The organism is Mycobacterium sp. NGS67, assembly GCF_059812185.1.
The window spans coordinates 54,944-77,075 of the sequence record NZ_JCALCF010000014.1; the positions used below are offsets into that span (position 1 = coordinate 54,944).

20 protein-coding genes and 2 pseudogenes are annotated in these 22,132 nt (G+C 66.0%); 10 read left to right on the top strand and 12 right to left on the bottom strand.

Annotated elements, in window-relative coordinates; all coding sequences use genetic code 11:
• Positions 1-79 precede the first annotated feature (79 nt).
• Genes AC5Y4D_RS15245 through AC5Y4D_RS15260 form a run of 4 tightly spaced genes read left to right on the top strand, consistent with a single transcriptional unit; the run spans position 80 to position 3,469 of the window.
• Positions 80-1,750 (top strand): nitrite/sulfite reductase, encoded by a 1,671-nt coding sequence (locus AC5Y4D_RS15245; protein ID WP_499945207.1) that lies wholly within the window; start codon positions 80-82, stop codon positions 1,748-1,750.
• Entirely contained in the window at positions 1,747-2,487 is a 741-nt protein-coding gene (locus AC5Y4D_RS15250) for a phosphoadenylyl-sulfate reductase (RefSeq protein ID WP_499945204.1), read from the top strand. The genes AC5Y4D_RS15245 and AC5Y4D_RS15250 overlap by 4 nt, the downstream gene beginning before the upstream one ends.
• Positions 2,466-3,197, top strand: coding sequence for a sirohydrochlorin chelatase (locus tag AC5Y4D_RS15255; protein ID WP_499945201.1), 732 nt, complete (start codon positions 2,466-2,468; stop codon positions 3,195-3,197). Before AC5Y4D_RS15250 ends, AC5Y4D_RS15255 begins: the two co-directional genes overlap by 22 nt.
• A gap of 35 nt (positions 3,198-3,232) precedes the next feature.
• Positions 3,233-3,469 carry a DUF6480 family protein gene (locus AC5Y4D_RS15260; protein WP_499945199.1) on the top strand — a complete coding sequence of 79 codons (237 nt, stop codon included), beginning with the start codon at positions 3,233-3,235 and terminating at the stop codon, positions 3,467-3,469.
• A gap of 63 nt (positions 3,470-3,532) precedes the next feature.
• Here the strand turns inward: AC5Y4D_RS15260 and AC5Y4D_RS15265 are convergent, their stop codons facing one another.
• The 5 genes from AC5Y4D_RS15265 to AC5Y4D_RS15285 form a co-directional block, all read right to left on the bottom strand.
• Entirely contained in the window at positions 3,533-4,597 is a 1,065-nt protein-coding gene (locus tag AC5Y4D_RS15265) for a sulfate/molybdate ABC transporter ATP-binding protein (protein WP_499945196.1), read from the bottom strand.
• Positions 4,598-4,618: 21 nt separating this feature from the next.
• Positions 4,619-5,431 carry a sulfate ABC transporter permease subunit CysW gene (gene cysW / locus AC5Y4D_RS15270; protein WP_499945194.1) on the bottom strand — a complete coding sequence of 271 codons (813 nt, stop codon included), beginning with the start codon at positions 5,429-5,431 and terminating at the stop codon, positions 4,619-4,621.
• Positions 5,428-6,315, bottom strand: coding sequence for a sulfate ABC transporter permease subunit CysT (gene cysT, locus AC5Y4D_RS15275; RefSeq protein WP_499945193.1), 888 nt, complete (start codon positions 6,313-6,315; stop codon positions 5,428-5,430). Before cysT ends, cysW begins: the two co-directional genes overlap by 4 nt.
• Complete coding sequence (locus AC5Y4D_RS15280) at positions 6,312-7,349, bottom strand: sulfate ABC transporter substrate-binding protein (RefSeq protein WP_499945192.1); 1,038 nt, start codon at positions 7,347-7,349, stop codon at positions 6,312-6,314. Before AC5Y4D_RS15280 ends, cysT begins: the two co-directional genes overlap by 4 nt.
• A gap of 353 nt (positions 7,350-7,702) precedes the next feature.
• Positions 7,703-7,906, bottom strand: coding sequence for a hypothetical protein (locus tag AC5Y4D_RS15285; RefSeq protein WP_499945281.1), 204 nt, complete (start codon positions 7,904-7,906; stop codon positions 7,703-7,705).
• A 236-nt stretch (positions 7,907-8,142) separates the two neighbouring features.
• Here AC5Y4D_RS15285 and AC5Y4D_RS15290 point away from each other — a divergent pair.
• Positions 8,143-10,047, top strand: a pseudogene (locus AC5Y4D_RS15290) (glycoside hydrolase family 15 protein); the annotation flags it as partial.
• A 10-nt stretch (positions 10,048-10,057) separates the two neighbouring features.
• Here the strand turns inward: AC5Y4D_RS15290 and AC5Y4D_RS15295 are convergent.
• Together AC5Y4D_RS15295 and lepA are read right to left on the bottom strand one after the other, a co-directional pair.
• Positions 10,058-10,807, bottom strand: a complete 750-nt coding sequence (locus AC5Y4D_RS15295) for a sensor domain-containing protein (protein WP_499945191.1) — start codon at positions 10,805-10,807, stop codon at positions 10,058-10,060.
• 36 nt (positions 10,808-10,843) lie between these two features.
• Positions 10,844-12,792: pseudogene (lepA, locus tag AC5Y4D_RS15300) on the bottom strand (translation elongation factor 4).
• Here lepA and AC5Y4D_RS15305 point away from each other — a divergent pair.
• Entirely contained in the window at positions 12,786-13,397 is a 612-nt protein-coding gene (locus AC5Y4D_RS15305) for a type II toxin-antitoxin system PemK/MazF family toxin (protein ID WP_499992099.1), read from the top strand. The pseudogene lepA and the gene AC5Y4D_RS15305 overlap by 7 nt on opposite strands.
• Before the next feature lie 84 nt (positions 13,398-13,481).
• Here the strand turns inward: AC5Y4D_RS15305 and AC5Y4D_RS15310 are convergent, their stop codons facing one another.
• The gene (locus AC5Y4D_RS15310) at positions 13,482-13,910 is read right to left on the bottom strand and encodes a CBS domain-containing protein (RefSeq protein ID WP_499945189.1); all 429 of its coding nucleotides are present in this window, start codon (positions 13,908-13,910) and stop codon (positions 13,482-13,484) included.
• A 162-nt stretch (positions 13,911-14,072) separates the two neighbouring features.
• Here AC5Y4D_RS15310 and AC5Y4D_RS15315 point away from each other — a divergent pair, with 162 nt between their 5' ends.
• Positions 14,073-14,912, top strand: coding sequence for a ribonuclease Z (locus tag AC5Y4D_RS15315; RefSeq protein ID WP_499992101.1), 840 nt, complete (start codon positions 14,073-14,075; stop codon positions 14,910-14,912).
• Positions 14,913-15,027: 115 nt separating this feature from the next.
• Positions 15,028-15,375, top strand: a complete 348-nt coding sequence (locus AC5Y4D_RS15320) for a PE family protein (protein ID WP_499992102.1) — start codon at positions 15,028-15,030, stop codon at positions 15,373-15,375.
• 63 nt (positions 15,376-15,438) lie between these two features.
• Here AC5Y4D_RS15320 and AC5Y4D_RS15325 read toward each other — a convergent pair whose 3' ends face one another.
• From AC5Y4D_RS15325 to AC5Y4D_RS15335, 3 genes are read right to left on the bottom strand one after another with little or no spacing between them, the layout of a single operon-like run.
• A complete protein-coding gene (locus AC5Y4D_RS15325) occupies positions 15,439-16,278 on the bottom strand; it encodes a transglutaminase family protein (RefSeq protein ID WP_499945186.1) in 840 nt (279 codons plus the stop codon).
• Positions 16,278-17,255: an alpha-E domain-containing protein gene (locus AC5Y4D_RS15330; protein ID WP_499945185.1), complete on the bottom strand. Its 978-nt coding sequence runs from the start codon at positions 17,253-17,255 to the stop codon at positions 16,278-16,280. Before AC5Y4D_RS15330 ends, AC5Y4D_RS15325 begins: the two co-directional genes overlap by 1 nt.
• Positions 17,255-18,907, bottom strand: coding sequence for a circularly permuted type 2 ATP-grasp protein (locus AC5Y4D_RS15335; RefSeq protein WP_499945184.1), 1,653 nt, complete (start codon positions 18,905-18,907; stop codon positions 17,255-17,257). Before AC5Y4D_RS15335 ends, AC5Y4D_RS15330 begins: the two co-directional genes overlap by 1 nt.
• A gap of 143 nt (positions 18,908-19,050) precedes the next feature.
• On the opposite strand from AC5Y4D_RS15335, the gene rpsT reads away from it, so the two are divergent.
• Positions 19,051-19,314 carry a 30S ribosomal protein S20 gene (rpsT, locus tag AC5Y4D_RS15340; RefSeq protein ID WP_499945183.1) on the top strand — a complete coding sequence of 88 codons (264 nt, stop codon included), beginning with the start codon at positions 19,051-19,053 and terminating at the stop codon, positions 19,312-19,314.
• 4 nt (positions 19,315-19,318) lie between these two features.
• On the opposite strand, the gene holA is transcribed toward rpsT, so the two are convergent.
• Positions 19,319-20,302: a DNA polymerase III subunit delta gene (gene holA / locus AC5Y4D_RS15345; RefSeq protein ID WP_499945182.1), complete on the bottom strand. Its 984-nt coding sequence runs from the start codon at positions 20,300-20,302 to the stop codon at positions 19,319-19,321.
• A gap of 112 nt (positions 20,303-20,414) precedes the next feature.
• Here holA and AC5Y4D_RS15350 point away from each other — a divergent pair, with 112 nt between their 5' ends.
• Positions 20,415-22,130, top strand: a complete 1,716-nt coding sequence (locus AC5Y4D_RS15350; protein WP_499945181.1) for a serine/threonine protein kinase PknE — start codon at positions 20,415-20,417, stop codon at positions 22,128-22,130.
• Positions 22,131-22,132 lie beyond the last annotated feature (2 nt).

A 22,132-nucleotide genomic window follows, 5' to 3' on the forward strand; every position in this document is an offset into this window, starting at 1 on the left:
CTGCCGGATCTGCGCCGCCGGAATCAACGGTGAGCTGCGCGTGTTCGAAGTCGGCATGTTCGCGAAGGAGATTCCCCGCATGACCGCAGCACGTCCCGCCAAGGCACCTCGCAACGAGGGCCAGTGGGCGCTGGGTAATCGCGAGCCGCTCAATCCCAACGAAGAGATGAAGCACGCCGGCGCCCCGCTGGATGTGCGGGAGCGCATCGAGACGATCTACGCCCGGGGCGGCTTCGACAGCATCGACAAGAGCGACCTGCGCGGCCGGTTCCGCTGGTGGGGCCTCTACACCCAGCGTGAGCAGGGCTACGACGGATCGTTCACCGGCGACGACAACGCCGATCTGCTGGAGGCCCGCTACTTCATGATGCGGGTGCGGTGCGACGGCGGCGCGCTGTCGACGACCGCGCTGCGCACGCTGGGCCAGATTTCGACCGAATTCGCCCGTGACACCGCCGACATCTCCGACCGGCAGAACATCCAGTACCACTGGATCGAGGTGGAGAACGTCCCGGAAATCTGGCGGCGACTGGACGAGGTCGGGTTGCGGACGACGGAGGCGTGCGGCGACTGCCCGCGTGTGGTGCTGGGCTCGCCGCTGGCCGGTGAGTCGCTCGACGAGGTACTGGACCCCACCTGGGCCGTCGAGGAGATCGTCAAGCGCTACATCGGCAAGCCCGAATACGCCGACCTGCCCCGCAAGTACAAGACCGCAATCTCTGGCCTGCAGGATGTGGTGCACGAGGTCAACGACATCTCGTTCATCGGCGTCAACCATCCCGAGCACGGACCCGGGCTGGACCTGTGGGTCGGTGGCGGACTGTCCACCAACCCGATGTTGGCCCAACGTCTCGGCGTGTGGGTCCCGCTGGCAGAGGTGCCCGAGGTCTGGGAGGCGGTGACGTCGTTGTTCCGCGACTACGGCTACCGGCGACTGCGCGCCAAGGCGCGGCTGAAGTTCCTGGTCAAGGACTGGGGCGTAGAAAAATTCCGCGAAGTCCTCGAGACCGAGTACCTCAAGCGTCCGTTGCTCGACGGACCTGCGCCGCAACCGGTCGCGCATCCGATCGACCACGTCGGCGTGCAGCGACTCAAGAACGGGCTGAACGCCATCGGCGCCTCTCCGATCGCCGGGCGGGTGTCGGGCACCATCCTTTCGGCGGTGGCAGATTTGGCCGAGCGGGCCGGTTCGAACCGGATTCGGTTCACCCCCTACCAGAAGCTGGTGATTCTGGATATCCCCGACGACAAGGTCGACGAGACGATCGCCGGATTGGAAGAGCTCGATCTGCACACGCGTCCGTCGCATTGGCGCCGAAACCTGATGGCGTGCACCGGGATCGAGTACTGCAAGCTGTCGTTCGCCGAAACCCGGGTCAGGGCACAGACTTTGGCGCCGGAGCTGGAAGCTCGCCTGGAAGGCATCAACGCTGAGCTGGACGTGCCGATCACCGTCAACATCAACGGTTGCCCCAACTCGTGCGCGCGGATTCAGGTCGCAGACATCGGCTTCAAGGGCCAGATGGTCGACGACGGCGACGGTAACCCGGTCGAGGGCTTCCAGGTGCATCTGGGTGGCAGCCTCGGTCTGGACAGCGGATTCGGCCGGAAACTGCGTCAGCACAAGGTCACCAGCGACGAGCTGGGCGACTACATCGACCGGGTGACGCGCAACTTCCTCAAGCACCGCAACGACGGTGAACGCTTTGCCCAGTGGGCCATTCGGGCCGAGGAGGACGACCTGCGATGAGCGAAGCCACCAAGCTGACCGAAGGCGAGCTGCGGGAGGTGGCGGCACGCGGCGCGGTCGAACTCGAAGGCGCCAGCGCCAGCGAGCTGCTGCGGTGGACCGATGAGAACTTCGGCGGCGTCAACGGCCCACGTGGCTGGGCGACGTGCAACTACGTGGTGGCTTCGAACATGCAGGACGCGGTGCTGGTTGACCTGGCGGCCAAGATCCGGCCGGGCGTGCCGGTGCTGTTCCTGGACACCGGTTACCACTTCGTGGAGACGATCGGCACCCGCGACGCGGTCGAGTCCGTCTACGACATCCGCGTTCTCAACGTCACCGCTGAGCACTCGGTGGCCGAGCAGGACCGGCTGTACGGCAAGGACTTGTTCGCCCGCGATCCTGGCGAGTGCTGCCGGCAGCGCAAGGTGGCGCCGCTGGGCAAGTCGTTGCGCGGTTACTCCGCATGGGTCACCGGCATCCGGCGGGTCGAGGCGCCCACCCGCGCCAACGCCCCGCTGATCAGCTTCGACGAGGCTTTCAAGCTGGTGAAGATCAACCCGCTGGCGGCATGGTCGGATCAGGATATGCAGGAGTACATCGACGAGCACGACGTGTTGGTCAATCCCCTTGTCTACGAGGGTTATCCGTCGATCGGTTGCGCTCCGTGCACGGCCAAGCCGCTGGAGGGCGCGGATCCCCGCAGCGGACGTTGGCAGGGGCAGGCCAAGACCGAATGCGGGTTGCACGCGTCGTGACGTCTCTGGTTCTCGCGGCGCACGGCAGTGCGGACCCGCGGTCGGCGGCGAATGCGCGCGCGGTCGCCCGCCGGGTGACGCTGCTTCGTCCCGGCCTCGATGTGCGGGTTGCGTTCTGCGAGCACAATTCGCCGGGGCTGGCCGACGTCCTGCGCGAGTGTCCGGGCCAGGCGGTGGTCACTCCGTTCTTGTTGGCCGACGCCTACCACGCCCGGGTGGATATCCCGGCCCAGATCGCCGCATCCGGTGTCGGGGACAGGGTGCGCCAGGCAGCAGTGCTCGGTGAAGACGAGCGGCTGGTCTCGGTGCTGCGTCATCGGATTGGTCAGCGACGGGTGTCCCGGTTCGACGACACCACCGGTGTGCTGGTGGTGGCGATCGGCTCGTCGAACCCGGTGGCCAACGCTCGCACCGGCGAGGTCGCGCCTCGACTGGCGATCGGAACTCGTTGGGCTGCAGTGACAACCGCGTTCGCCACCCGCCCGGAGGCGCCGATGGATGCAGCGCTCGAGCGGTTGCGCGACCGGGGTGCCCGACGAGTAATCATCGCGCCCTGGTTCCTTGCGCCGGGACGCATCCCGGATCGGGTCGAGCGGTTCGCAATCAATGCCGGCGTCGAGATGGCGGCGCCGCTGGGTGCGCATCGACTGGTTGCTGCCACGGTGCTGGATCGCTTCGATCAGGTCGTGGCGCAGCGTATTGCCGCGTAACCGTGTGACCTGAGCACGACGGGGTACTCGCGACCATGACCGCGACACCACCGGACCCGGACCCCGCTCAAGTACCCGGTCTCGAACCCGGAGGGGGCGTCCCGCCCGGATCCACTCCGCCGGACTCCGCGCAGACATCCGGTCTGTCCGAGCAGCAGGAGCGCCCAGGGCGCAGGCTGACCCCGGTTGCCGTGGCCAGCCTGATCGGACTGGCCGTCTTCGTCGTCGTGTTCGTCGTGGTGGCAGTTGGGCTGCTTATGCGAATCATGTGACGACGCAGCGCCTGTCGCAGTTGTCCACAGTCCGTTCGATCCGCAGGTGGCGTACCGGGACCGCTAGGCCGAGGTAAGTTCCTTGTCGTCCTCGTCGTCGGACACGGCGTCGGCGATCGGCGGTACCCGGGTGGCGCGGACGTAGACGGTGTCACCTTCCTTGAGCGCCAGCGCCTCAGCGTCGCCACGGGTGATCTGCGCGGTGAACGGACCCCCGCTGACCGCGCTGGTCAGCTCGACCCGGACCTCGAATCCCAACGTCACCACCCGATCGACCGACGCCTTCACCACACCGATCGATTCCGCTGTACCGTCGCCGCCGGCAATCGCCATCTCGGGATTGCGGCCCACCCGGATGTCATGCGGGCGGACCAGAGCACCGTTGAGCGCGGACACCGCGCCCAGGAAGGACATCACGAACGAGTTCGCTGGGGTGTCGTAGACCTCGGTCGGCGAACCGACCTGTTCGATGCGGCCCTTGTTCAACACGGCGATCCGGTCGGCCACATCCAGCGCTTCGGCCTGGTCGTGGGTGACCAGCACCGTGGTGACGTGGACCTCGTCGTGCAGACGCCGCAACCAGGACCGCAGATCCTCGCGCACCTTGGCGTCCAGCGCGCCGAACGGCTCGTCGAGCAGCAGCACCTGCGGGTCGACCGCCAGTGCGCGGGCCAGGGCCATGCGCTGGCGCTGACCGCCGGAAAGCTGGTTCGGATAGCGGTTTTGGAAACCGCTCAGGCCCACCACCTCCAGCAGGTGGTCGACCTTCTCCTTGATTTCGGCCTTCGGCCGCTTACGGATCTTCAAACCGTAGGCGACGTTGTTGCGCACGGTCAGGTGCTTGAACGCGGCATAGTGCTGGAACACGAATCCGATGTCGCGGCGCTGCGGCGGCACCCGCGTGACGTCGCGACCCTCGATGATGACGGTCCCGGAGTCGGGTTGGTCCAGACCCGCGATCGTACGCAGCAGCGTCGACTTGCCCGAGCCACTCGGCCCCAGCAACGCCGTCAACGAACCGTTGGGCACCACGAAGTCCACGTGATCCAGCGCCACGAAATCGCCGTAGTGCTTGTAGGCATCCCGCACCACAATCGCGTTGCCCTGGTTGGTCCCAGTGTCGGTCATCCTCGAATCTCCTTGTCCGGCCTACTTGCTCGCACGTGCCCGACGTGCGTCCAGCACCACTTGAACGATCAGAACGAGCACGGCAACCGCCATCAGCAGGGTCGACAGCGCGTACGCGCCGTATTCCGCGCCCCGGTTGTAGCGGTCCGACACCAATAACGTCAGCGTCTGCGACTGCCCCGGCAGGTTGGACGACACCATGATGACCGCGCCGTACTCGCCGAGCGTGCGCGCGACGGTCAACACGATGCCGTACGTCAGACCCCACCGGATGGAGGGCAGGGTGATCCGCCAAAATGTCTGCCACCAGCCAGAACCGAGGGTCGCCGCGGCCTGTTCCTGATCGGTGCCCAACTCGTGCAGCACCGGCTCGACCTCGCGCACCACGAACGGCAGCGTGACGAAGATGCTGGCCAGCACGATGCCCGGCAGGCCGAAGATGATCTTGAAGCCGAGATCACGCTCGACGAATCCCAGTGCGCCGCTCGCGCCCCAGAGCACGATCAGGGACACGCCAACGATGACGGGCGAGACCGCGAACGGCAGATCGATGATTGCCTGCAGGATGCCTTTACCGCGGAACCGGTTGCGCGCCAACACTAATGCCGTCGGAATCCCGAACACCACATTCAGCGGCACCACGATGGCCACCACCAGCAGCGACAGGTTCAGCGCCGACACCGCGGCCGGGGTGCTGATCCAGTCGTAGAACTGACCCAGCCCTGGCTCGAACGTGCGCCAAAGGATCAGGATCACCGGGATGATCAGCAGCACAGCGACATATGCCAACGCGCTGTATCGAAGAAGGTAGCGGATTGCGCGTGACGGCTTCACCGGGACATCTCCTCGCGCTTGGCTGCCCGGCCACCGATGATCCGCAGGATCAACAGCACGACGAACGAAATCGACAGCAACACAATCGATATCGCCGCCGCCCCGGTGCGGTCGTCGTTCTCGATCAGCGTTCGTATCCATTGCGAGGACACTTCGGTCTTGCCGGGCACCGCACCGCCGATCAACACCACCGATCCGAACTCGCCGATGGCGCGGGAAAAGGCCAGGCCCGCACCGGACAACAACGCGGGCAGCAGTGACGGCAGCACGACGGAGGTGAAGATCTTGGGGCCATTGGCGCCCAGCGACGCTGCCGCCTCCTCGGTCTCCCTGTCGATCTCCAACAACACCGGCTGAACCGCGCGCACCACGAAGGGCAGCGTGACGAACGCCAGCGCCACCCCGACGCCCCATTCGGTGTGCTGCAGTTGCAGGCCCACCGGGCTGTGGTTGCCGTAGAGCGCAAGCATCACCAAGCTGGCCACGATCGTCGGTAACGCGAACGGCAAGTCGATGACAGCGTCGACGAGCCGCTTACCGAAGAAGTTGTCCCGCACCAACACCCAGGCGATGAGCAGGCCGAACACCGTGTTGAGCAAGGTCACCCCGATTGAGATCGTCAGGGTCACCCGCAACGATTCCAGCGCGGCGTGCGAGGTGACCGCGATCCGGAATGCCTGCCAGCCACCGCCAACCGCCTGCCACACAATCGCCCCGAGCGGCAGCAGCACGATCACCGACAGCCACAGCGTGGCTACACCGACGCGCAGTGAGGTGGTGCGAATCCGGCCGCCACCAGGCTGCACCGGTTGCGGCGCTTCGGTGCCGGGCTGCTCGAGCTCGGGACGGATCGCCTCTGGGTCAGGAGTAACGGTCACGGTCATCCGGTGGCCTGCGTGTAGATCTTGGTGATGCTGCCGGCGCTCTTGTCGAACAGTTTCGGGTCCACGGTGGCCCAGCCGCCGAGGTCGGCGATGGTCCACAACTTCGCCGGCTGCGGGAACTGATTGCGGAACGCCGCGGCGACGGATGGATCGACCGGCCGGAAACCGGCCTGCGCCCACAGCTGCTGTGCCTGCGCGGTGTACTGGAAATTCTTGAAGGCGACCGCTGCCGGCAGATGCGTGCTGGTTGTGATCACGGCGATCGGGTTCTCGATCTTGAACGTCTGCGGCGGGGTGACGTGTTCGACCGGCTTGCCGGCCCGCTCGGCGGCGATGGCCTCGTTCTCATAACTGACCAGGACGTCACCACTGCCCTGGACGAAAACGTCCGTGGCTTCTCGTCCCGAACCTGGACGCAATTTCACGTGTTCCCTCACCAGTCGGTTGATGAAGTCGATGCCCGCTTGGTTGTTCCTGCCGCCTTCGCTTTTCACTGCGTACGGCGCCAACAGATTCCACTTCGCCGAACCCGAACTCAGCGGACTCGGGGTGATGACCTCGACACCGGGACGCAACAGGTCGTCCCAATCCTTGATGTTCTTCGGATTGCCCTTGCGCACCACGAAGGTGACCAACGAGCCGAACGGAATGCCCTTGGTGGCATCGGTATTCCAGTCTTTGGCGACCTTGCCGCTCTTGATCAACCGGGTGATGTCGGGCTCGACCGAGAAATTCACCAGGTCCGCCGGCTTGCCCTCCCCGACGCCGCGTGACTGGTCACCGGAGGCCCCGAAGGAACTGATCACCTGCACGCCGTTACCTTCCTCGGACGCGTTGAACGCCGGAATCACCTTGCTCCAACCGGGTTCGGCGACCGAATAGGCGACCAGGGTGATGCTGGACTTCGCGTTGCCGAGTCCTGCGCCGCCCACGACGTCGCTGGGACCACCGCGGCACGCCGCCACAACTCCGACGAGGAGCACGGTCGCCACCAGCTGTTGCCAGCGCGGCACGCTCTTAAACCCTATGGACATATACGGTTGGTGGCCTTCCGGTGCGGGACTTGTGATTGCGGTCCCGTGACTGCGGATAGGCGATCAATGAGAATCAGGGCGATTCACAAACTCCACACCAGGCCGCGCACGGGGCAGGAGTCAGCGACAACAGTGCACGCGTGCCGCGGAGCAAGCCACGACGGAGTCAACGCAGCCGAGCGCGAAGATATCGCGCTTCAGAACATCGGCTGCTGCGTGCATGTGGCGAAGCCTAACAGAGTTCGCGCAAGCGGCAATTCGAGAGCCGATTCAGTGCGTGAGCAGCCACGCGACAAGCACCAGCACCACCAGAGCGACCAGAATCAGGGTGACGTGCGAACGCGGCATCGAAGTTATCCGGACGCCTCATCGGAGTGGCGAACCCGGCGCATCAGTTGGATTCCCCTGCCGAGCAGTGCATCCAACGATGCCGCCAGAAAATACGCCAGGGCCAACACCACTGGCATCACCGCCAGCGCCTGCAGCACGAACGGCAGCCCGGAGAGCCAGAGCTCCACGCCGTCCCACCAACTCAGGAACCCGTTCACCGGGCCCACCCTATGCGGCACGGCCCCTGAAACCAACGCGCCTCCCACCGGGTAACACCTCGGTCGCGAAGTGGACGAGCGGCCGGTGAACAGTCGATGATGTCGGGATGGTCCTGCATGCCGATGCCGCTGATTCAGCTAACGACCAGCTTGTCCCGCTCGACGAACCCGCCACTGAGCTGGCCACTCTCGACGCGGTGGCAGTCGAACTCGAGTCGACCGGCCCCTATGTGTCCAGTTCGCCGTCGCGCAACCCGTTCCCGCCCATCGCCGATTACGCCTTCCTGTCGGACTGGGAAACCACGTGCCTGATCTCACCGGCCGGATCCGTGGAGTGGCTGTGTGTGCCACGGCCGGATTCCCCGAGCGTGTTCGGTGCGATCTTGGACCGCAGCGCCGGGCATTTCCGGCTCGGTCCGTACGGCGTCTCGGTGCCGTCGGCGCGGCGCTATTTACCCGGCAGCCTGATCATGGAGACCACCTGGCAGACCCACACCGGTTGGCTGATCGTGCGCGACGCGCTGGTGATGGGCCCCTGGCACGACATCGAACGCCGCTCCCGGACACACCGTCGCACCCCGATGGACTGGGACGCCGAGCACATCCTGTTGCGCACCGTGCGCTGCGTCAGCGGCACCGTCGAGCTGATGATGAGCTGCGAACCGGCTTTCGACTACCACCGTCTCGGGGCGACGTGGGAGTACTCGGCCAACGCCTACGGCGAGGCCATCGCCCGCGCCACCAAGCAACCGGACGCGCACCCGACGCTGCGGCTGACCACCAACCTCAACATCGGCCTGGAGGGCCGCGAGGCGCGCGCCCGCACCCGGATGAAAGAGGGCGACGACGTGTTCGTCGCGCTGAGCTGGACCAAGCACCCGGCGCCGCAGACCTACAAAGAGGCCGCCGAGAAGATGTGGCAGACCACGGAGTGCTGGCGGCAGTGGATCAACATCGGCAACTTCCCCGATCACCCGTGGCGGGCGTACCTGCAGCGCAGCGCACTCACGTTGAAGGGGTTGACCTACTCCCCGACCGGCGCGCTGCTGGCGGCGAGCACCACTTCGCTGCCGGAGACGCCGCAGGGCGAACGCAACTGGGACTACCGCTACTCGTGGATCCGGGACTCGACGTTCGCGTTATGGGGTCTCTACACGATCGGGTTGGACCGTGAGGCCGACGACTTTTTCGCGTTCATCGCCGACGTGTCCGGGGCCAACAGCGACGAGCGCCATCCGCTTCAGGTGATGTACGGCGTCGGTGGCGAGCGAAGCCTCGTCGAAGAAGAACTCAACCACTTGTCCGGCTACGACCATGCCCGTCCGGTGCGCATCGGCAACGGGGCCTACGACCAGGTCCAGCACGACATCTGGGGCTCGGTACTGGACTCGTTCTACCTGCACGCCAAATCCCGCGAGCAGGTCCCGGAAAACCTGTGGCCGGTACTGAAGAAGCAGGTGGAAGAGGCGATCAAGCACTGGCGGGGACCCGACCGGGGAATCTGGGAGGTGCGCGGGGAGCCGCAGCACTTCACGTCGTCGAAGGTGATGTGCTGGGTGGCGCTGGACCGCGGGGCCAAGTTGGCCGAGCGGCAGGGCGAGAAGAGCTACGCCCAGCAGTGGCGTGCGATCGCCGAGGAGATCAAGGCCGACATCCTGGAGCACGGTGTGGACTCCCGCGGCGTGTTCACCCAGCGCTACGGGGATGACGCCCTGGACGCCTCGCTGTTGCTGGTGGTGCTGACCCGGTTCCTGCCGCCCGACGACCCGCGGGTGCGTGCCACCGTGCTGGCCATCGCCGACGAGCTCACCGAGGAAGGACTGGTGCTGCGCTACCGCGTGCACGAGACCGACGACGGGCTGTCCGGCGAGGAGGGCACGTTCACCATCTGTTCGTTCTGGCTGGTGTCGGCGTTGGTGGAGATCGGCGAGGTGGCGCGAGCCAAGCGGCTGTGCGAACGACTGTTGGCCTATGCCAGCCCGCTGCATCTGTATGCCGAGGAAATCGAGCCTCGCACCGGTCGGCAGCTGGGTAACTTCCCGCAGGCGTTCACCCACCTGGCCCTGATCAATGCGGTGGTGCACGTGATCCGGGCCGAGGAGGAGGCCGACGGTTCGGGCGCGTTCCAGCCCGCCAACGCGCCCGTCTAGCCGCCGGCTGTCACGTCGCCGCGGTGATCTTGTCCATCACCGTGTGCGCGATTTCGATCGCGCTGGTGCCCAGATTGGCAGATCCCCGATCCGACGGATTGTCGGTGCTGAAGAAAGCGACCTCCACCTCGACCAGGCAGTTCCCCCGCACGCCGACAGCGCGTGCCACCGGCATGGGAGTGGAGCTGGACAAGCTGGCCTGGTCGTAAATCGTCGCTGCCAGAACGGAATCGGCGACACGCACACTGCCGATGGTGTCGGTGAAACTGAGCGTGGCGCCGGGCAGTTCCACGGCGGTGCCGTCGCAGTTCTTCCATTGGGTGGTGAACTGGTCGAAGAGCGCAGCGGCATCAGAGATCTTGGGGAACGTCACCACGCCTTCGGTCACGCTGATCACCTTGACGGAATCGGTTGCATGCCACCAGGTTTGGCGTGCGACGTCCTGCACGGGCGCGGAGTCGTAGACGCCCTTCTCCATGGTCGTCACGACGCCGACACACTCGACCGGCGACGCGGGTCCGTACGCGTGCGCCAACTTGTCGCGGTCACCGTAACGGGGCGGGAATTGCGAGTCGACCTTGAACGGCTGGGCGAGTATCCGCTCCAGCGCGGCGTCGTCGAGCAGCACCTGTTTGACGCTGTCGCCACCGAGCGGGCGCGGTTTCAATCCAGGTGCGGGGTGTGCGGTACCGGTGACGGATTGCGTACAGCCGGTCAGCACGGCCAAGAGCCCGAAACCGACGATCCAGCGGGACTTCATCTGCTCGAGACCTTCCTCGCGTAGCCCTGGTTGCGGCTATTTCTTGCCTTTGTCCCCCGCGGCATCGGTGGACAGTGCGGCGACGAAGGCTTCCTGCGGCACGTCGACCCGCCCGATGGTCTTCATCCGCTTCTTGCCCTCCTTCTGCTTCTCCAGCAGTTTGCGCTTGCGGGTGATGTCACCGCCATAGCATTTGGACAGCACGTCCTTGCGGATCGCCCGGATGTTCTCGCGCGCAATGATTTTCGAGCCGATCGCGGCCTGTACCGGCACCTCGAACTGCTGGCGCGGGATGAGTTCCTTGAGTTTGGTGGTCATCTTGGTGCCGTAGGCCGAGGCGCCGTCCTTGTGGACGATCGCGCTGAACGCGTCGACGGCTTCGCCCTGCAGCAAGATGTCGACCTTGACCAATTGGGCTTCCTGTTCGCCGGCCTCTTCGTAGTCGAGGCTGGCGTAACCACGGGTGCGCGACTTCAGCGAGTCGAAGAAGTCAAAGATGATCTCGCCCAACGGCAGTGTGTAGCGCAGCTCCACCCGCTCGGGCGACAGATAGTCCATGCCGCCCAGTTCGCCGCGCCGCGACTGGCACAGCTCCATGATGGTGCCGATGAATTCGCTGGGCGCGATGATGGTGGTCTTGACGATCGGTTCGTAGACGGTGCGGACCTTGCCCTCCGGCCAGTCCGAGGGGTTGGTCACCACGATCTCGGTGTTGTCTTCCTTCTCCACCCGGTAGACGACGTTGGGCGAGGTCGAGATCAGGTCCAGGTCGAATTCGCGCTCGAGTCGCTCGCGGGTGATCTCCATGTGCAGCAGCCCCAGGAAGCCGCACCGGAAGCCGAAACCCAGAGCCACCGAGGTTTCCGGCTCGTAGGTCAGCGCGGCGTCGTTGAGCTGCAACTTGTCCAGCGCGTCGCGCAGGTTCGGGTAGTCGCTGCCGTCCACGGGATACAGGCCCGAATAGACCATCGGCTTGGGCTCCCGGTAGCCCGTCAACGCTTCCTTGGCGCCGTGCCGGGCGGTGGTCACCGTGTCCCCGACCTTGGACTGCCGCACGTCCTTCACGCCGGTGATCAGGTAACCCACCTCGCCCACGCCCAGGCCCGCGCTGGCTTTCGGCTCCGGCGAGACGATGCCGACCTCGAGCAGTTCGTGGGTGGCGCCGGTGGACATCATCGCGATGCGCTCACGGGGACTGATCTTGCCGTCGACCACGCGGACGTAGGTCACCACTCCGCGATAGATGTCATAGACGCTGTCGAAGATCATCGCCCGGCTGGGCGCGTCGGCGTCGCCCTGCGGCGGCGGCACCTCGCGCACCACGTGGTCGAGCAGGTCGCCGACGCCTTCGCCGGTCTTGCCGGAGACCCGCAGCACATCGGTCGGCTCGCAGCCGATGATGTGAGCGATCTCACCGGCGTAGCGGTCCGGATCGGCAGCGGGCAGGTCGATCTTGTTCAGCACCGGGATGATGTGCAGGTCACGGTCCAGCGCCAGGTAGAGATTGGCCAGCGTTTGCGCCTCGATGCCCTGGGCGGCGTCGACCAGCAGCACCGCGCCCTCGCAGGCTTCCAGCGCACGGGACACTTCGTAGGTGAAGTCGACGTGACCGGGGGTGTCGATCAGGTGAAGAACATAGTCGCCTGCGCCGGCCCCGTCCTTCAAGGTCCAGGGCAGCCGGACGTTCTGGGCCTTGATGGTGATGCCGCGTTCCCGCTCGATGTCCATCCGGTCCAGGTACTGGGCCCGCATCGAGCGTTCGTCGACTACGCCGGTCAGCTGCAGCATTCGGTCGGCCAGCGTCGACTTGCCGTGGTCGATGTGAGCGATGATGCAGAAGTTCCGAATCTGCGCCGGCGGCGTGAACGTCTTGTCGGCGAAACTGCTGATGGGAATCTCCTGGTTGGGCGGTTGGCGGGTATGCCCAGCGTATCCGTGCACAACAACCGGGACACAATCACGCGGTTATGCTGCGAGCATGGCACCGGGTAAGAAGTCGTCCGGCAAGTCACAGTGGAAGACGTTCCAGCGCTTTGCGGAGAACCTCGTCAGCGAGGCTCCGAAAGTGGTGCAGCGCCTGCAGAACACGCAGGAGACACTGCGGACCATCCAGCAAGCCGTGAAGATCACCGCGAACATCGTCGCGATGGGTTTGCCGGCGCCGCCGGCCGAGATCACCACCGGCCGTCCGGTGACGAAGACGAGCTTCCCGACTGCGCAGCGGGCTCGCCGGGTGGTCTATTCCCCAGATCTGGACGGTCGGGCCGACCCCGGCGAGATCGTCTGGACCTGGGTGGTTTACGAGGACGACCCGACCCGCGGCAAGGACCGGCCGGTGCTCGTGGTGGGCCGCGAACGCAGCGTCTTGCTGGGACTGATGCTGTCGAGCCAGGAGCAGCACGCCGAGGATCGGCATTGGGTCGGGATCGGTTCGGGCGATTGGGATTACGAGGGCAGACCGAGCTGGGTGCGGCTGGACCGCGTGCTCGACGTGCCCGAAGAGAGCATCCGCCGCGAGGGCGCGATCCTGAACCGCGAGACCTTCGATCTGGTGGCCGCCCGGCTGCGCACCGAGTACGCCTGGCGCTGAGCGCCCTGCCCAATTTGACTCTGCGCCTACGGCGACAAAGTGTGAGAAGACCCCGCCCTCAGCGCAGACTCAACGCCCAAACACTCAGCCCTGCGTGATGTAGGACTGCAGCTGCTGCTGCTCGGCCTCCAGTTCGCCCATCCGGGTCTTGACCACGTCGCCGATACTGACGATCCCGATCAGCCTCCTGCCGTCCAGCACGGGTATGTGTCGCACCCGGTGCTGGGTCATCAGCACGCTGATCTCGTCGACCGTGTCGGTCTTCGCGCAGGTGGCCACGGCGCTGGTCATGATCTTGGACACCGGACGCGACAGCACGCTGGCGCCGTGCGTGTGCAGTTGGCGCACCACGTCGCGCTCGGAGACGATGCCGACCACTCCCTCGTCGCCGACCACCACCATCGCGCCGATATTCTGCTCCGCCAGGCCGGCCAGCAATTCCCGGACCGTCGCGTCGGGGTTGATCGTCGTCACCGCCGCCCCCTTGTTGCGCAAGACATCCGAGATCCGCATCTAGCCTCCCGTGGGTTGTGATCCGATTCACACCAGGCTACGACGTACGCGGTCGGCGCAAAAGCCAGCATCCGAAGCCGTGATCCGCTGCAGCGAAACCGTCATGCCATCTTGACTGCCGAGCACTACGTCTCGATGCGTTCGGCTTGCGAGGATAGAGCCATGATCGAGGTCACCCTGCTCGGCACCGGCAGCCCTGTTCCAGACCCGAACCGGGCCGGGCCCGCCACCCTGGTACGCGCGGGCGGACAGGCTTTCCTGGTGGACTGCGGGCGCGGAGTACTGCAACGCGCGGCCGCGGTGGGCGTGGGTGCCGCGGGGTTGAGCGCAGTGCTGCTCACCCACCTGCACAGCGACCACATCGCCGAGCTCGGCGACGTCCTCATCACCAGCTGGATCACCAACTTCGCGCCGGATCCGGCGCCGCTGCAGATCATCGGGCCGCCCGGCACCGCACAGGTGGTGGACGCGATGCTCAAGGCATTCGGTCACGACATCGGCTACCGGATCGCGCACCACGCCGACCTGAACTCGCCGCCACCGGTCGAGGTTCATGAGCACACCGACGGGCCAGTATGGGATCGCGACGGTGTGACGATCCGGGTTGCCCCCACCGATCACCGTCCGGTGGCGCCGACGATCGGGTTCCGCGTCGAGTTCGAAGGCGCGTCGGTGGTACTTGCCGGCGACACCGTGCCCTGCGCCAGTCTCGACGAATTAGCCGCCGGTGCAGGCGCTTTGGTGCACACCGTGATACGCAAGGACATCGTCTCCCACGTCCCCCAGCAACGGCTGAAGGACATCTGCGACTATCACTCGTCGGTACCGGAGGCGGCTGCCACCGCGGCCCGCGCCGGGGTCGCCACCCTGGTGATGACGCACTATGTGCCGGGCATCGTGCCGGGCCAGGAAGAGCAGTGGCGGGCTCTGGCGGCAACCGAATTCGGCGGGCAGATCGAACTCGGCGACGACCTGCACCGGGTCGAGGTGCACGCGCGCTGACGGCAGCTCAGCCGGCACGGTCCGCCACCCGAGGCGACCCGGCGAAAACGCACGTATTCAACCTGCCGGCGAGGTACGATCCGGGCCTGCCGTTCTTGAGTTCAAGAGGTGCGTGATGACGTGGTTTGCAGCGGGGCCGGAGGGGATGGCCGCTGCATCCAGGGACCTGGCCGACATCGGCTCGACGATCAGCGAAGCCAACGTCAGTGCGCGACTGCAGACGGCCGGCGTGCCGGCTGCCGCCGCCGATCAGGTCTCGGCCGTGGTCGCAGCGTTCTGGGGTGCTCACGCAGAGGGCTATCAGCGGATCGGCGCGCAGATGGCGGCCTTCCACGAGCAAATCGTCCGAGGCTTGACCGCGTCCGGCGCGTCCTACGCCGGCGCCGAGGCGGCTGCGGCCGAATCGCTGGGTAGCCGGCTCGACGCGATCAACGCGCCGGCCAGGCACCTGCTGGGTCACTGACCGGATCGGGGTTTCGTCCGCCGGGATGCCGGCAGCCGCGTGACCAGGCCGCGGCGGCCCCGGCTAGGCGAGCCTGGTGATTTCGACGTCCACGTCGAGATCGGTGGCTCCCAGCCCGGAGTAGATACCTTTCAGCGGTGACACGTCGGCGTAGTCCCGGCCGACGCCCACGCTGATGTACTGCTCGGTGATCTCGGTGTCGTTGGTGGGGTCGTAGTTGAACCAACCACCGGTCCAGGCCTGAATCCAGGCGTGGCTGCGTCCGGCTACGGCTTTGCCGATCGCGGCGTCGCGTTTGGGGTGCAGATACCCCGACACATACCGTCCCGGAATCCCCATGCTGCGCAACAGAATCAGGGTCAGGTGCGCAAAATCCTGGCATACCCCTTTGCCCTGTTCCAACGCATCCAGCCCGGACGACTGCACACCGGTGGTGCCGGGCAGGTAGTCCAACTCGCTGCGCGCCCATCGGGACGCTGCGACGGCGGCTTCCGCGGGATCATAATTTTTGATGATCCGCTTACCCACGGCCGCAACACGTTTGCTGGTCGGGGTGTAGTCGGTGGGGCGCAACACTTCGTCGAACCGATCGATCACGGCCATCGATTCCAGTTCTTTCCAACTGGCCTTCTCCGCCGGCGGTTCAGGGGGTTCGGTTTCGACCACCGACGAGGACGTCACGGTGAGCTCGGTGTGCGGCGCATGCAGGTCGAAGGCCGTGACCGCGGTCCCCCAGTAGTCGATGTAGCGGTAGGACCGGGTGGCCGGGATGGTCTCGACTCGGTTGAGGATGACGTTCTGCCGGGTGTTGGACCGCGGCGTCAGCCGGGCTTCGTTGTAGGACGCCGTCACCGGCGACTGGTATGCGTACCCGGTGTTGTGCACCACCCGCATCCGCCACATCAGGAGTCTCCCTGGCTTTGCACGAGTTCGCCACGCTGTCGGGCATCCGTCCACGCCACCCACGGAGCGGCGTGAAAGTACTGTAGCGCCAACGCATCTCCTACCTCGCGGCATGTTCTCTGCAAACCGCCCAGGCGGTTCTCCAGCGTCTCGAGCAGCACTCCCGGCTGCAGGAATTCCAACTCGCTGCGCGCCTGACCGAGTAGTCGCTGGGCTTCGGTGGTCGCGCCGACCCGGCTCTGCGGATTGTGCAGGAGTTCTTCCAGGTTGTGTTCGGCCAGTTTCAGCGAGTAGAAGACCGAGCGCGGGAAAAGCCGGTCCAACAACATGAACTCCACCACCCGCGCCGCATCCAGTGCGCCGCGGTAGGTGCGCAAATAGGTGTCGTGCGCACCCGCCGAACGCAACAGTGTCACCCAGGCGGGCGACGACGCGCTGTCACCGACCCGGGACAGCAGCAACCGCACCGTCATGTCTACCCGCTCGATCGCGCGACCCAGCACCATGAACCGGTAGCCGTCGTCGCGGGACAGCGTGGAGTCGGCCAGACCGGCGAACATCGCCGCGCGGCCCTCGATGAACGACAGAAACTCGTGCGGCCCAAGGCGTTTGGCCGCGCGTTCGCGTTCGGGCAGCGCGTGGTAAGTGGTGTTGATGCACTCCCAGGTTTCGCTGGAGGTGACTTCCCTTGCCGACCTTGCGTTTTCGCGTGCCGCCGAGATCGCGTCGACGATCGAACAGCCGCCCTCGGTGTTGGGCCGGAACGCGACCAAGTCGGTCAGTGACCAGACGTCCAGTCGGTGCTCGGGGGGCTCGATGCCCAGCACCTTGAGCAACAATCGGGAGGACCGGTCCGGGTCGACGCTGGAATCCTCGAGCAGGTGGTGTACGGCCACGTCCAGGATGCGCGCGGTGTCATCGGCACGTTCCACGTAGCGCCCGATCCAATACAAGGCTTCGGCGTTGCGGGCGAGCATCAGTCCACCGCCTTCTGCTGTTGCTGCTGCTCGTCCTGCGGCTGATGAACCGATGACAGTGCATGGTCCGGGCGGGGCTCGGGAACGGCCCGCGGCAGCGAGCGCACCACCTGAGCCCGCCCCAGCTCGCGAGCGGCCACCGACGTACGGGGCGCCAGCACCCAGGTGTCCTTGGACCCGCCGCCCTGGCTGGAGTTGACCACCCGGGATCCCTCGACCAAAGCCGTGCGCGTCAGGCCGCCGGGCAGCACCCACACGTCGTCACCGTCGTTGACCGCGAACGGGCGCAGGTCGACATAGCGCGGCGCCAACGAGTCGCCGATCCGGGTCGGCACGGTGGACAGCTCCATCACCGGTTGCGCGATCCAGGCCCGCGGATCGTCGCGGATCTTCTTGGCCAGGGCGTTGAGTTCCTTGTCGGAGGCTTCGGGGCCGAACACGATGCCGTAGCCGCCCGAGCCCTCCACCGGCTTGACCACCAACTCGTGGATCCGGTCGAGGACTTCCTCGCGCTCGTCGTCGAGCCAGCAGCGATACGTGTCGACGTTGGCCAGCAGGGGCTTCTCCCCCAGGTAGTACTCGATGATGGTCGGCACGTAGGTGTAGACCAGCTTGTCGTCGCCGACGCCGTTGCCGATCGAACTGGAGATGACGACGTTGCCGGCGCGGGCGGCGTTGACCAGCCCGGCTACCCCCAGCACCGAGTCGGCCCGGAACTGCAGCGGGTCCAGGAACGTGTCGTCGATGCGCCGGTAGATGACGTCGACCTGGCGCTCTCCCCCGGTGGTGCGCATGTACACCTGGTTGTCGCGGCAGAACAGGTCGCGCCCCTCGACCAGCTCGACGCCCATCTGGCGGGCCAGCAGGGAGTGCTCGAAGTAGGCCGAGTTGTAGACGCCGGGCGTGAGCACCACCACAGTCGGGTCGGCCTCGTTGGTGGCCGCCGAGTTGCGCAGCGCCCGCAACAGGTGTGACGCGTAGTCATCGACGGTGCGCACCCGGTGGGTGGCGAACAGGTTGGGGAAAACGCGCGCCATGGTGCGCCGGTTTTCCACAACGTACGACACCCCCGACGGGGAGCGCAGATTGTCCTCGAGTACCCGGAAGTCGCCCTTTTCGTCGCGGATCAGGTCGATGCCGGCGACGTGGATCCGCACCCCGTTGGGTGGGACGATGCCGACCGCCTCGCGGTGGAAATGCTCGCAGGAGGTGATCAACCGCCGTGGGATGACGCCGTCGCGCAGAATCTCCTGGTCGCCGTAGATGTCGTCGAGGTACATCTCGAGTGCCTTGACGCGCTGGGTGATGCCGCGTTCCAAACGGGTCCATTCAGCGGCCGAGATCACCCGTGGGACCAGGTCCAACGGGAACGGGCGCTCCTGACCCGAGAGCGAGAACGTGATGCCCTGGTCGATGAACGCCCGGCCCAATGCGTCGGCGCGCGCCTTCAACTCCGACGCATCGGTGGGCGCCAACTCGGTGTAGATGCCCTTGTAGGGGCCGCGAACGTTGCCCTGTGCGTCGAACATCTCGTCGAAGGCCAGCGCGTACACCGGATCTGAGGTGTTGTAACCCTGGAAGATGCGTTCGGAACGGACGCTGGGCCGCCCCCTCGGTGGTTCGACCTGGTTGGCAAGACTCACCTGTGTCACTCTGCCTCAATCCCCCTAGCTCGGCAGACCCAGAATTACTGTTTTGGGCGAAAACGTAACCGACTGATAACCTGGGCAGTCGCTGTCGGGTTGCAGGGGTACCCCGAGCAAAGCCAAATCGAAACGGACTAAGGAATTCACGCGTGGCCAACATCAAGTCGCAGCAGAAGCGCAACCGCACTAACGAGCGCGCCCGGCTGCGCAACAAGTCGGTGAAGTCTTCGCTGCGCACGGCTGTTCGCGCGTTCCGTGAGGCGGCCCATGCCGGTGAGAAGGAGAAGGCCGCCGAACTGCTGGTCTCGACGAGCCGCAAATTGGACAAGGCGGCCAGCAAGGGCGTGATCCACAAGAACCAGGCCGCCAACAAGAAGTCGGCGCTGGCCCGCGCGCTGCACAAGCTCGGCTGAGCTCTCAGTTCCGGTCTGCCGCCAATTCGGCGACCTCACGCACCGCTGATTCCAACGCGTAGTCGGCGTCGGCGACGGCCCCTTTGACATTTGCGTTGAGGGTTGCCGCCACCTTCATGGCGACGGCCAACCGATCGCGCGACCAGCGCCGGGCCTGCTTCTGCGCTTTCTGCACCCGCCAGGGGGGCATTTTCAGCTGCCCGGCCAGCCGGTAGGGGTCACCGGACTGCGCCATCACCAGCCCGATCGTGTGAATGGCCTCGGCCAGCGCGTCGGCCAGCACCACCAGCGGTTCGCCGCGCATCATCGCCCAGCGCAGCGCCTCGGCGGCACCCGCGACGTCGCCGGTCACCGCCTTGTCGGCGATGTCGAATCCCTTCACCTCGGCTTTGCCGCTGTGATACCGCCGGACCGCGGCGGCATCGACTGAGCCGTTGGTGTCGGCGACCAGCTGCGAGCACGCCGATGCCAGCTCACGGAGATCGGAGCCGACGGCGTCCAGCAAGGCCGTCACCGTCTCCTCGTCGACCTTGACCTTCAACGAGCGGAATTCGCGCCGGACGAAGTCGGTGCGCTCGCTCGCCTTGGTGATGCGGGCGCACGGATGCTCCTGGGCGCCATGGGACCGCAGCTCCCCCGCCAGCGCCTTGGCCCGGCCGCCACCGGAGTGCACCACCACCAGCACGGTGCCCGGCGGCAGGTCCGCGGCGGCCGACGCGATCAAGGTGGCCGCATCCTTGCCGGCTTCTCCCGCTGCCTCGAGCACCACGATTCGCTCCTCGGCGAACAGGGACGGGCTCAGCAGTTCGGCGAGCTCGTTGGTGCTGACATCGCCGGCCCGCATCCGGTTCACCGGGACATCGGCTATCCCCGTCTCGGCTCCGGTGCCCGCGCGTTGTCGGGCCGACCGCAGTATCTGCGCGACGGCCCGCTCGATCAGCAGTTCCTCTTCCCCCAGGACAAGGTGCAACGGCGAAACCTCGCTCACGCCACGATGGTGTCACGAGCCTGCGACAGCCGCGGTTGCGAGTCGGACATGCGACAGTTGTCCTCGGTTGGTCGTCGGGAGTTCCGCGGGCCGCGGATCCTAGGAGGCTGGTGTGGCGGAAACGAAGTTCGGGCGCTACCGCTTGGTCGAATTGATGGGCCGCGGCGGCATGGGCGAGGTCTGGCGCGCCTACGACACCGAGACCGACCGAGTCGTGGCGATCAAAGTGTTGTCAGCGCACCTGTCCGACGACGCGGAGTTCCAGCGCCGATTTCGTCGGGAAGCTCACGCGGCCACCCGGCTGAACAGCCCGCACGTCGTCCCGATCCACAACTATGGTCAGATCGACGGCCGTCTCTACCTGGAAATGCGGCTGATTGAGGGCCGCGACCTGGCCAGCCTGCTCGCCGACGGACCGCTGGATCCGGCGCGGGCAGTTGAGATCGTCAGCCAGGTGGCCAAAGCGTTGCACGCCGGCCATCGGGTCGGGTTGCTGCACCGCGACATCAAACCCGCCAATGTGCTGCTCGACGAAGACGATTTCGCCTATCTGATCGACTTCGGGATTGCCCGCACGGTAGACGAGACGCGCATGACCAAAACGGGCAGCACGATCGGCACCTTCCACTACATCGCACCGGAGCGCTTGGCCATCGGGGCCGACGAGGACGCCCGCGCCGACATTTACTCACTCGCCTGTGTCCTCTTCGAGTGCCTGACCGGGAGGCCGCCGTTCCCGGGCGACACCATCCCGCAACTGGTGGCAGCACACTTGAGTACCCCGCCACCGCGAGCCTCGACCAACGATGCGCATATCCCAGCCTCCATCGACGACGTCATCGCGCGGGGCATGGCCAAAGATCCCGATCAGCGGTATGCGACGACGGGCGAGTTGGCCAACGCCGCCCGCCAGGCGCTTCGCGACACCACCGCCCCGCCGCCGCCGGGTCCGACACCGCCACCCATCAGACAGGCGCAAGCCCCCGCCGCCAGTCCTATGCCGGCGACCTGGGCACCGAGCGCGCCGGCAAATCAGCACGTTTTCACCAGTGCGCCACCGCGACAAGCCGCGAACAAGAACGGACTGAGCCCCGGACGGGCGGCACTCGTCGCGGGCGCTGTCGCCCTGGTGGCAGTGCTTGTCACGGCCATCGGCGTTTATCTTTGGGGCAAGCAGCAGCCGTCGGAGTCGCCCCAGACCGCATCGGGACAAAACGCCGGGTCCCCTCCCAGTTCTGCGGTGCGGGTGGCGTCGAACACGCTGGTCACCCGCCCCGACACCACTGAACCCAAGGCCGTGGTGGCTTTCTACGAAGACTTCCTGTGTCCTGCTTGTGGCCGTTTCGAGCAGACGTTCGGGCCGTCGGTGTCCAAACTGATCGATATCGGCGCTATCGCCGCCGACTATTCGATGGTGTCGATCCTCGACAGTGCGCGGACGCAGAACTATTCGTCGCGGGCAGGCGCGGCTGCCCTGTGTGTCGCCGATGAATCTGTCGATGCGTTCCGCCGATTTCACGGCGCGTTGTTCAGCAAGGGCATTCAGCCGTCGGAAACCGGCACCTCGTTTCCCGACAATGCGTGGTTGATCGAATTCGCCCGGCAAGCCGGCGCGGCCGGCACGGTCCCGGATTGCATCGACAGCGGAAAGTACCTGTCGAAGGTCACCTCGGCCGCCGACGCCGCGGGCATCCGCGCCACGCCGACGGTCAGGATAAACGGCCAGCAATACGACTTCACTACACCAGCCGCGCTCGTCGCGAAGATCAAAGAAATCGTCGGGGATGTGCCGGGTATCGACGAGGCCGCGGTTGCACCCAGCCCCTGATT